This window comes from Streptomyces viridosporus (assembly GCF_002078235.1).
Taxonomy (GTDB): domain Bacteria; phylum Actinomycetota; class Actinomycetes; order Streptomycetales; family Streptomycetaceae; genus Streptomyces; species Streptomyces viridosporus.
On record NZ_MSGP01000174.1, the window covers coordinates 1 to 10,442 of the forward strand.

The window sequence follows — 10,442 nt, forward strand, 5'->3', positions numbered from 1 at the left end:
GGCGACGGTGGTGCGCCGCCGCAACGCGGGCACGTGCCAGGCCCCGCACACCACGGCCACGCCGTCCTCGAACTCCCGCCGCGCGGCCCGGACCTGGAGCCGCATGTACGCCTCGCGCACCGGGTCCCGGTCGTGTCCCCCGCCGCCGTACGTCTCCCGCAGCGCCGTCATGGCCTCCTCCAGCGCGGTGAACGGCGCGAGCGCGTCGCCCTTCCCCACGCCCCGGTGCTCGACGACGTCCTCCCACCACCGCTCGGGGTCGTCGTACCCGGCGGCGTCGGCGAGCGCCCCCAGCGGATCGACCCGCACCTCGGCACCCGGACCGGCGCCGTCCCCGGTGCCGGGCTCCTCCGCGGCACCGGGCTCGTCACCGGGGCCGGAGCCGGGCCCCGGTCCGTCCGTCCCGTCCGCCCCCGTGTCCTTCCCCCACGCCAGCGTGTGGGCGGCCGGCAGGTCGATGAAGCGGGCCGGGACCGCGTGCTCCAGCGCCCAGCGGATCGCGACCCACTCCGGGGAGAACTCGGCCAGCGGCCAGAAGGCCGAGCGGCCGGGCTCGTCCACGGCGTGGGCGAGCAGGGCGACCGGCGGCCGCATGCCCTCCTCCGCGGCGAGCGGGATCAGCGGATCGGCCTCGGGCGGCCCCTCGATCAGCACGATCCCCGGCCGGGCCTCGTCCAGCGCCGCCCGCACCGCCCGCGCCGACCCCGGCCCGTGGTGCCGCACCCCGAGCAGCAGCGGCCCGGCCGGCCCCCGGTCCGTGTCCCTCGCCCCCTCGCTCACGCGCCGGCCTCCCGGCAGGCCCGGTAGAAGTCCTTCCAGCCGTCGCGCTCACGGACGACGGTCTCCAGGTACTCCTGCCAGACGACGCGGTCCGCCGCCGGGTCGCGGACGACCGCGCCGAGGATGCCCGCGGCGACGTCCCCGGCCCGCAGTACGCCGTCGCCGAAGTGGGCGGCGAGGGCCAGCCCGTGGGTGACGACGGAGATCGCCTCGGCGGTCGACAGCGTGCCGCTGGGCGACTTCAGCTTCGTCCGGCCGTCGGTGGTGATCCCGTCGCGCAGCTCGCGGAAGACGGTGACGACACGGCGGATCTCGTCGATGCCGTCGGGCACGGCCGGCAGGTCGAGGGAGCGGCCGATCTGGTCCACCCGGCGCGAGACGATGTCGACCTCCGCCTCGGGGGTCTCCGGCAGCGGCAGCACCACGGTGTTGAAGCGGCGGCGCAGGGCGCTGGACAGGTCGTTGACGCCGCGGTCGCGGTCGTTGGCCGTGGCGATCAGGTTGAAGCCGCGGACCGCCTGCACCTCCTCGCCCAGCTCCGGTATGGGCAGGGTCTTCTCCGACAGGATGGTGATGAGCGTGTCCTGGACGTCGGCCGGCATGCGGGTCAGCTCCTCGACGCGGGCCGTCGTCCCCTCCGCCATGGCCCGCATCACCGGACTGGGCACCAGGGCGTCACGGCTGGGACCCTGGGCGAGCAGCCGGGCGTAGTTCCAGCCGTAGCGGACGGCCTCCTCCGGTGTGCCCGCCGTGCCCTGCACCAGCAGGGTCGAGTCGCCGCTGACCGCCGCGGCCAGGTGCTCGGACACCCAGGTCTTCGCGGTGCCGGGCACACCGAGCAGCAGCAGGGCGCGGTCGGTGGCGAGCGTGGACACGGCGACCTCGACGATGCGGCGCGGGCCGACGTACTTCGGTGTGACCACCGTGCCGTCCGGCAGGGTGCCGCCGAGCAGGTAGGTCGCGACGGCCCACGGCGAGAGCCGCCAGCGGGCCGGGCGCGGGCGGTCGTCCTGTGCCGCCAGCGCGGCGAGTTCGGCGGCGAAGGCGTCCTCCGCGTGCGGCCGCAGCGCCTGTGACCCCGGGGCGGGACGGGGGGCGTCCGTGCCCGGGTTCGCGGGCGCGGAGCCGTTCCGGCTCGGGTCGACGGACGTCCGTTCAACGGGCGCAGGCATGGCTGAGTCCCCCTCCAGCTCGGCCGGTTCGGATCTGCCACCCACCGTGCACCACGCCACTGACAATCGCGCTGACCTGCGAAGACCCGCTCGCCGGAGCGATTGTCAGTGCCGGGACATAACGTCGGCGGCATGACTCAGCAGGGGGTGCGCTGGACCGCGGACCGGGTGCTGGCACTGGCGCCTGACACCGCGTCGCGCGAAGCGGGAGGCAGACTCGGTGCGGCCGGTCCGTGGTCCGGGACCGGCAGGTCCGACGAGGGGGCGGTGTGGGGGCTGTGCGGGGGCAGCGGCAGCGAGCCGTACCGGACGGTCGTCGACCTCGCGGACCCCTCCGGGCCCGCGTACCGGTGCAGTTGCCCGAGTCGTAGGTCCCCGTGCAAGCACGCGCTCGGCCTGCTGCTGCTCTGGGCGGGCGAAGACGGGGCGGTGCCGCGGGCGGAGGCCCCGGAGTGGGCGGAGCAGTGGCTCGCGGGCCGGCGCGGGAGCACGGAGCGGGGACGGACCGCGGGCTCCCCGAGCCCCCCGTCCGGGTCCGCCGACCCGGAGGCGGCACGGCGCAGGGCGGAGCGCCGCGCCGAGCGGGTCACCGCGGGCGCGGCGGAACTGGAGCAGCGCCTGGCGGATCTGCTCCGCGGCGGACTGGCGGCGGCGGAGCAGTCCGGGTACGGCCTGTGGGAGGAGACGGCGGCCCGCATGGTCGACGCCCAGGCGCCGGGGCTGGCCGCCCGGGTGCGGGAGCTGGGGGCGCTGCCGGGCACCGGACCGAACTGGCCGGTGCGGCTGCTGGAGGAGTGCGCGCTGCTCCACCTCCTCGGCCGGGGCTGGCTGCACCGCGAGCGGCTGCCGGAGGGCCTCGCCGCGACGGTCCGCTCCCGCATCGGCCTGCCCGCCTCGGCGGACGGCCCGCCGGTACGGGACCGCTGGCTGGTCCTCGCCCAGTACGACACGGCGGACGCCCGCCTGACCACCCGCCGCATCTGGCTGTACGGCACGGACTCGCGGCGCACGGCACTGCTCCTCTTCTACGGGGCCGCGGGCCGCGCCCCCGAGATCACCCTGCCGGTCGGGCTGGCCCTGGACGCGGAGCTGTCCGCGTACCCGGGCGCGAGGCAGCCGCGGGCGGCCCTGGGCGAGCGGTTCGCGCCGCCCGCGCCCACGGCGGCGCGGCCACCGGGGACGACGACGGCCCGGGCGGTCGTCCGCTACGGCGAGGCGCTGTGCGACGACCCCTGGCTGGACTCGGTCCCGGTGACCCTGGACCGGGTGGTACCGGTCCCGGACGGTGACGGCTGGCAGCTGGCGGACGCCGACGGGGACACGGCCCTGCCGGTCGCCCCGGCCGCGCGGTCCCGCCCCGGCCTGTGGCGCCTGGTCGCCCTGTCGGGCGGCGCCCCGGTCACGGTCTTCGGCGAGTGCGGCCACCAGGGATTCACCCCCTTGGCGGCATGGCCGGAGGGGGCCGATGAGGCGGTGTCGCTGTGCTGAGCAGGGCCCCGGCCCCCGTTCCCACCGACCTCATGAATTTTTCGGGCATCACTGGACACTCGGTGCACGTGAGTCTTCGACCGCTCCGGGACGCCCGACGGAAAGGAAGCTCATGAGCAGGACCGCCGCCGCCGCGGACCCGTCCCTCCCGGACGCCTGGGAGGACCTGGTCACCACGGCCCTGCTGGGCACCGACCGGCGCACACCGGCGGGCTGCGCGCCCGGCCCCGGGGCACCGGTGGCACTGCTGGACGCGGCGGCCGCGGCGACCGTGCGGCGACGCGCCGGACTGCGGCCGGCCCGGGCGGCCCGGCGTCCGCGGCCCGCCCCAAAGGATCCGCGTCCACCGCTGCCGCCCGCCGCCGCCCGCCGGCTCGCGCTGCTGCTCTCCGACCGTCCCGGCACCTCCGGCGGCGGCCGCCGGGGCACCGCGCCGGATCTCATGGAGCTGCTGCCCCAGTGGCTGGCGGCGGCGAACGCCCGCGGGTTCGCCGCGCCCCCCGCCGCGCTGCCCGCCCTGCTCGACGCCGCGCGGGGGCGTACGGACCTGCGCCCGGCGACCCTCCGGTTCGCGGGGCCGCGCGCCCTGTGGCTGGCCCGGCTCAATCCGGACTGGCGGTTCGCCCTGCGCTCGACACCGGGCGGGAGCACCTCCGTGCCCGGTTCCGGCGGCCCCGAGGGAGTCGAGCGGCTCTGGCAGGAGGGCCTCTTCGCGGAACGGGTCGCGCTGCTCACCGCCCTGCGTTCCCGCGATCCGGGCGCCGCGCGCGACCTCCTCGCGGCGACCTGGGCGACGGAGCGCGCGGAGGACCGGCTCCTGTTCCTGGACTCCCTGCGCAGCGGTCTCGGTCCGGCCGACGAGCCCTTCCTGGAGCAGGCCCTGGCCGACCGCAGCCGCAATGTGCGGGCGACGGCCGCGGAGCTGCTGTCGGCGCTGCCCGGTTCGGCGTTCGCGGCACGGATGGCGGTCAGGGCCGGGACGTGTGTGGCCGTGGACCACACGGGGGACGTGCCGACGATCACCGTCGAGGCGCCGCACGAGTGCGACGCGGACATGGAGCGCGACGGCGTGGTGGCCAAGGCACCGGCGGGCCGCGGGGAGCGGGCCTGGTGGCTGGGCCAGTTGGTGGAGGCGGCACCGCTCGACGGCTGGCCGCGGCGGCTCGGCGGGCGCACGCCCCGGGAGATCATGGCCCTGCCGGTGGCGGACGACTGGCGGAGCGAACTGCACGCGGCATGGTGCCGGGCGGCGGTGCGGCAGCGGAACGCCCCGTGGTCCCGGGCGCTGCTCGGTGAGCCCTCCGCGCCGGAGGCCGGCGGCCCGGGGGCGGTGTCCCTGGCCGAGCGCGCCGAGCTGCTCGGCACGCTGGGCGCCGCCGAACGGGCCGAATGGGTGGCGGGGTTCATCGAGACACACGGCCTGTCCGAGGCCTTCCAGCTGCTCGGAGTGTGCGCGGTGCCGTGGGCCGCGCCGCTCGGACGGGCCGTGGTCGACGCGCTCAACATCGCGCGGGACGCAGGGAGTTATCCATGGAGTTTCAGCGGAGTCATGGGCCTGGCCGAACGCTGCCTCGACCCCTCCGAGGCAAGCCGCCTCGACGCGCTCCTGGCGATACCGGACGAGCCGGAGAACGCGTCACCGGGAGCCGGGAGCTACTGGTCGGAGGCCTTCCAGCGCCTGGTCACGACGCTGCGCCTGCGCGCGGCCATGCTGGAGGAGCTGACCCCGCCGGGAGCCTGAACACCTCGGCCCCGGACACCGCGGGCCCCGGCGCCGAGGTTCCGCGGAGCGCGGGCCGGGAGCCGGAGGCCCCGACGGGCCGGCTCCGCCGCGCCCCCGGTCCTCCCTCACCGGGAGGCACCGCCGCCCTCCCCGGTCCCGCCGCCGGAAACCGCCGCCTACGCCTGCGCGGGCTGGCGCACGTTCGCGCGCACCCAGTCCACGATGGACGCCGTGGTCGCGCCCGGGGTGAAGATCTCCGCGACGCCCTTCTCCTTCAGCGGGGCGATGTCCGCCTCGGGGATGATCCCGCCGCCGAAGACCAGGATGTCCGCCGCGTCCCGCTCCTGGAGCAGTTCGATCACCGCCGCGAAGAGCGTGTTGTGCGCGCCGGAGAGGATGGACAGGCCGATCGCGTCGGCGTCCTCCTGGATCGCGGTGTCGACGATCTGCTCGGGGGTCTGGTGGAGCCCGGTGTAGATGACCTCCATACCGGCGTCGCGCAGCGCCCGCGCGATCACCTTGGCCCCGCGATCGTGGCCGTCGAGCCCCGGCTTGGCCACCACCACGCGGATCGGACCGGCTGCCACACCCATCACTGCCTCCATGAAGCGACTACATCCATCCGTACCGACAAGTACCGCACACATCCGCCGTGCCGCACACGTCGTGCACACCGCGTGTACCGCACGTTCCGCCACCCACCGCGCCGGGTGTGCCACCGCGGCGCGGACACCCCGGCCCGGATCGGCCGGGGAAGTGAACGAACGTTATCTCCAGCATCCCGCAACCGGCAGTTTCACGGTGCGGAGCGAGGGGGAAATCACACGGTGGGACACGTTCGCCGCGCAGCGTCCCGGGGCCCCGCGGCCCCCGTACCGCTTGCCCGTGCGACACACGGGCAACGGTGGGACCATGCGTACAGGGAATCCGCTACGAGGCCGCCGCACCACCGCACCACCTCCGCGCCTCGCACGCGCGCACCGTCGACCGCTCTCGTCGCGATTCCCCATGAGGGCACATGGGGGACAGGGCCGTCCCTCCGCGTGCCGACAGGAGGTCGGCCATGAAGGTCACCCGGGCAGCTCTTCCCCTTCTGCCGCTCTGCCGGCGTCTTCTGCCGGACCGGCTGGCGGATCTCTCCCTGACCTTGCTGAAGGCCACCGCCCTGGAGCTCGCGATCCTGGCGGGCCACCTCCTGCTCTATCCCGCCGGCATCGTCCAGGAGCGGCGGGGCCCGGCCGCCGTGCCGCTCGCACCGGGCGCCGCGCGCCTGCCTGCGGAGGCCAAACCCCCGGTCGTGCTGCTGCACGGCTTCATCGACAACCGCTCCGTCTTCCTCCTGCTGCGCCGCAGCCTCGTCCAGCACGGCAGGCAGCAGATCGAGTCGCTCAACTACTCGCCGCTGACCTGTGACATCCGCATCGCGGCCGAACTGCTCGGCCGGCACATAGAGCAGGTGTGCGAGCGCACGGGCAGCGAGCGGGTCGACGTGGTCGGACACAGCCTCGGAGGGCTGATCGCGCGGTACTACGTGCAGCGGCTGGGTGGTGACGCCCGCGTGCGGACGCTCGTCACGCTCGGCACCCCGCACTCGGGCACCCGCGTCGCGCCGCTGGCCAACGCGCACCCCATCGTCCGCCAGATGCGCCCCGGGTCACCGGTGCTCGAGGAGCTCGCCCTGCCCGCGCCCGGCTGTCGTACGCACTTCGTCTCCTTCTGGAGCGACCTCGACCACATCATGGAGCCGCTGGAGACCGCCTGCATCGAGCACCCGGACCTGACCGTGCAGAACGTACGGGTGAGCGGCGTCGGCCACCTCGCCCTGCCCGTGCACCCGGCCGTGGCGACCCGCATACGCCAGGCCCTGGACACGGCGCATCCCGGAGAGCCCTCCACGGGCCGCGCGGAGGGACTGACGGTCGCCTGACGGCGGCCCGGCGGCGGCCGGGTCGGGGATGACGGCCGGACGGCCGTCCGGCAGCGGGGGCGGGCGGCGGGCGACACACCCGGGAGCCGGCGACACGCCCACGACCGGGGAGAGCCGGTCCCCTCACCCGAACAACGGCCGTTCGGCACGGCCCCCTTGAGCCGTCACCCCGCACATCACCTCGAACAGACATCGAACACAGAGCCAAGGACACGTGTGCAGTCCGCCAAAACGCAACCGATTGCCCGTTTCCTGCGCGCGTGAAACCTGCCGAAGATTGTCGCGCCCGCATACCGCCGGGTACAGTCGCCGCACTGCTCTGCCAGCCCCTGTTGTCGAGGCGAAAGAGAAGTTGGTGAACGACCGTCACCCGTCGGGGACCATGGCCCCGGCCCCGGCTTCCGACGCCGCCTCGGCGCCCTACGCGTCGTACGGCACCCAGGAAGCCCCGTACGGCGATTTCACCCCGTACGGCGGACACGACACCGCCGGTTTCGCCCCCACCGGTTTCGGCACCGGCAGTCAGACCCTCGCGGACTTCGCCTCCGACCCCCTCTTCGGCGGTCTCCAGGACGGCCACGACACGGGCGCGTACGGCAACGGCACCCACTGGTCCACGGGCGGCCACGACACCGGTCAGTACGACGCGTACGCGGCCCAACGAACCCAGCAGGCCCAGCAGGCCCAGCAGTACGCCGGCTACGACACCGACTCCTACGACGCGACGGCCTGGACCACCGGTCAGCAGCACGCGCCGCTGATCCCGGGTCAGGGCACCGCGCCCGACACCGGCGGCCAGTGGGACGCGGGCGCCTGGCTCCAGCCCGACCAGTCCGGGAACCCCGCCGATCAGACCCAGCAGTGGGACTGGGGCACCCAGGCCTTCGACACCGGCGCCTACGACGCCACACAGTGGAACCCCGACGGTGACGCCGCCGCGTCGGCGTCCGACGCCTACGAGCCGCAGGCCGACTCCTTCGACCAGCGGGCCACCGCCACGTTCGAGCGGTTCGATGACCCGCAGGCGCCCGCGCACCCGCTCTCCCAGGACTCCGACTCCCCGGCCCCGGAGGAGCAGGACCCCTACGACGGCTCCGCCCACGACGGCTCGGGCGACACGGGTGAACTGCCGGCGGTGCACCTGCTCGACGAGCAGCAGGAAGCCCCTCCCGTCCCGTCGCCGCGCGCGGCCTCGCGCGGCGGATCCCGTTCCCGCCGCCGTACGCCTCCCAAGCGCTCCGCGCTGCTGACGGTGGCCGTGCCCTCCGTGTGCGTGATGGGCGTCGCCGGGATCGCCGCCGCCTCCGTCAGCGATCTGACCGACGAGGGCGGGCAGGAGACGACGACGACCGCGGCGGACGCGCAGCCGGTGAAGCCGTCCGTCGTCAACGTCAAGCTGAACACCCAGCTCGAGGGCGTCGCCGCCGGAGCGGACGACTTCGCCGACCGGGTCAGCCGCACCCAGGAACGCATCGATCTCAAGGCCCAGCAGGAGGCCGAGCGGAAGCAGGCGGCGGAGGAGGCGGCCCGCAAGGAACGGCTGCGCCCGAAGTTCGCGCTCCCGGTCGTGCAGCCCGGCCTCAGCGCCTACTACGGCCAGTCCGGCATCAACTGGATGTCGGTGCACAGCGGCATCGACTTCCCCGTGTCCTACGGCACTCCGGTGCTGGCCGCGACCGACGGCACGGTCCGTACGCAGTACAACAGCGCGTACGGCAACATGGTGATCCTGACCGCGATGGACGGCACGGAGACGTGGTACTGCCACCTCTCCAGCTACCAGGTCCCCTCCGGTACGACCGTGAAGGCCGGCGACCGGATCGCGCTCTCCGGCAACTCGGGCAACTCGACCGGCCCGCACCTGCACTTCGAGGTCCGCCCGAGCGGCGGCTCGGCGATCGACCCGCTCGCCTGGCTGCGCAGCCACGGACTGGACCCGACGTGACGGACTGAATCCGGCGAGAGAGGACCCCGCCGGGCGGGGCCCTCTCGTGCGGCGTCAGACCCGTCCGGTCACAGCTTCTCCACCGGCGCGTACCGCAGCAGCAGCCGCTTCGGCTTGGCGTCCCCGAAGTCGATGGTCGCCTCCGCGTTCGCGCCCGTGCCCTTCACCGCGACCACGGTGCCGAGGCCGAACTGGTCGTGCGTGACCCGGTCCCCGACCGCCAGCGACGCGGCGGGCTGCTCCGCGGCCCGGCGGGTGGCGAAACCGGAGGCGCCCGCCGCCGACGAGCGGGAGCGGGACGACGACAGCGAGGCCGCCACCCCGGAGACCGGCCCGGAGGCCGCGGGTGAGCCGCCCCCCGTCCGCTTCCACTCCAGGTGCGCCGTCGGGATCTCCTCCAGGAAGCGCGAGGGCGGGTTGTACGACGGCTGCCCCCACGCACTGCGCATCGTCGACCGGGTGAGGTACAGCCGCTCCCGCGCGCGGGTGATGCCGACGTACGCCAGGCGCCGCTCCTCCTCCAGCTCCTTGGTCTGGCCGAGGGCGCGCATGTGCGGGAAGACGCCGTCCTCCATGCCGGTCAGGAAGACGACCGGGAACTCCAGGCCCTTGGCGGTGTGCAGGGTCATCAGGGTGATGACGCCGGAGCCGTCCTCGTCCTCGTCGGGGATCTGGTCGGAGTCGGCGACCAGCGCGACCTGCTCCAGGAAGTCGGCCAGGGTGCCCCCCGGGTCGGTGGCCCCGGGCGTCACCGCGCCCTCGCCGCGTCCCTGCTCGAACTCCAGGGCGACGGCCGCGAGTTCCTGGAGGTTCTCGATCCGGGTCTCGTCCTGCGGGTCGGTGGAGGCCTGCAACTCGGCGAGGTAGCCGGTGCGTTCGAGGATCGCCTCCAGGACGGTGGCCGGGCCCGCGCCGGACTCGGCGATCGTCCGGAGGTCCTCCATCAGCGTGTTGAACCGCTTGACGGCGTTCACCGACCGCGCGGCCATGCCGTACGCCTCGTCGACGCGGCCGAGGGCCTGCGGGAAGCTGATCCGCTCGCGCTGGGCGAGGGCGTCGATCATGGCTTCCGCGCGGTCGCCGATGCCCCGCTTGGGGACGTTGAGGATGCGGCGCAGCGGCACCGAGTCCTCGGGGTTGGCGAGCACCCGCAGGTAGGCCAGGACGTCCCGGACCTCCTTGCGCTCGTAGAAGCGGACGCCGCCGACGACCTTGTAGGGGAGGCCGACGCGGATGAAGACCTCCTCGAAGACGCGGGACTGGGCGTTGGTGCGGTAGAAGACGGCGACGTCGCCCGCCTTGGCCTGCCCCGCGTCCGTGAGGCGGTCTATCTCGTCGGCGACGAACTGGGCCTCGTCGTGCTCGGTGTCGGCCACGTATCCGGTGATCCGCGCGCCGGCGCCGGCG

At 74.8% G+C, this 10,442-nt stretch carries 8 protein-coding genes; 4 read left to right on the top strand and 4 right to left on the bottom strand.

The window, feature by feature from the left end:
- Together B7L92_RS13395 and B7L92_RS13400 are read right to left on the bottom strand one after the other, a co-directional pair.
- Nucleotides 1–780: DUF5682 family protein (locus tag B7L92_RS13395; RefSeq protein WP_255310933.1), on the bottom strand; the 780-nt coding region annotated here is incomplete at its 3' end.
- Complete coding sequence (locus tag B7L92_RS13400) at nucleotides 777–1,952, bottom strand: ATP-binding protein (protein WP_081237634.1); 1,176 nt, start codon at nucleotides 1,950–1,952, stop codon at nucleotides 777–779. The genes B7L92_RS13400 and B7L92_RS13395, both read right to left, overlap by 4 nt.
- Nucleotides 1,953–2,084: 132 nt before the next feature.
- Between B7L92_RS13400 and B7L92_RS13405 the strand changes: the two genes are divergently transcribed.
- Nucleotides 2,085–3,440 (top strand): SWIM zinc finger family protein, encoded by a 1,356-nt coding sequence (locus B7L92_RS13405; RefSeq protein ID WP_081237635.1) that lies wholly within the window; start codon nucleotides 2,085–2,087, stop codon nucleotides 3,438–3,440.
- Nucleotides 3,441–3,552: 112 nt separating this feature from the next.
- Complete coding sequence (locus tag B7L92_RS13410) at nucleotides 3,553–5,181, top strand: DUF5691 domain-containing protein (RefSeq protein ID WP_081237636.1); 1,629 nt, start codon at nucleotides 3,553–3,555, stop codon at nucleotides 5,179–5,181.
- Between the two features lie 158 nt (nucleotides 5,182–5,339).
- On the opposite strand, the gene icmB is transcribed toward B7L92_RS13410, so the two are convergent.
- Nucleotides 5,340–5,756, bottom strand: a complete 417-nt coding sequence (gene icmB, locus B7L92_RS13415) for a coenzyme B12-dependent isobutyryl CoA mutase small subunit (protein ID WP_081237637.1) — start codon at nucleotides 5,754–5,756, stop codon at nucleotides 5,340–5,342.
- Nucleotides 5,757–6,226: 470 nt separating this feature from the next.
- On the opposite strand from icmB, the gene B7L92_RS13420 reads away from it, so the two are divergent.
- Both B7L92_RS13420 and B7L92_RS13425 read left to right on the top strand, forming a co-directional pair.
- Nucleotides 6,227–7,090, top strand: coding sequence for an esterase/lipase family protein (locus B7L92_RS13420; protein WP_081237638.1), 864 nt, complete (start codon nucleotides 6,227–6,229; stop codon nucleotides 7,088–7,090).
- A 382-nt stretch (nucleotides 7,091–7,472) separates the two neighbouring features.
- Nucleotides 7,473–9,035 carry a M23 family metallopeptidase gene (locus B7L92_RS13425; protein ID WP_438363991.1) on the top strand — a complete coding sequence of 521 codons (1,563 nt, stop codon included), beginning with the start codon at nucleotides 7,473–7,475 and terminating at the stop codon, nucleotides 9,033–9,035.
- Nucleotides 9,036–9,103: 68 nt separating this feature from the next.
- On the opposite strand, the gene B7L92_RS13430 is transcribed toward B7L92_RS13425, so the two are convergent.
- On the bottom strand, nucleotides 9,104–10,442 hold a 1,339-nt coding region (locus tag B7L92_RS13430), incomplete at its 5' end, for a 3'-5' exonuclease (protein ID WP_159461030.1).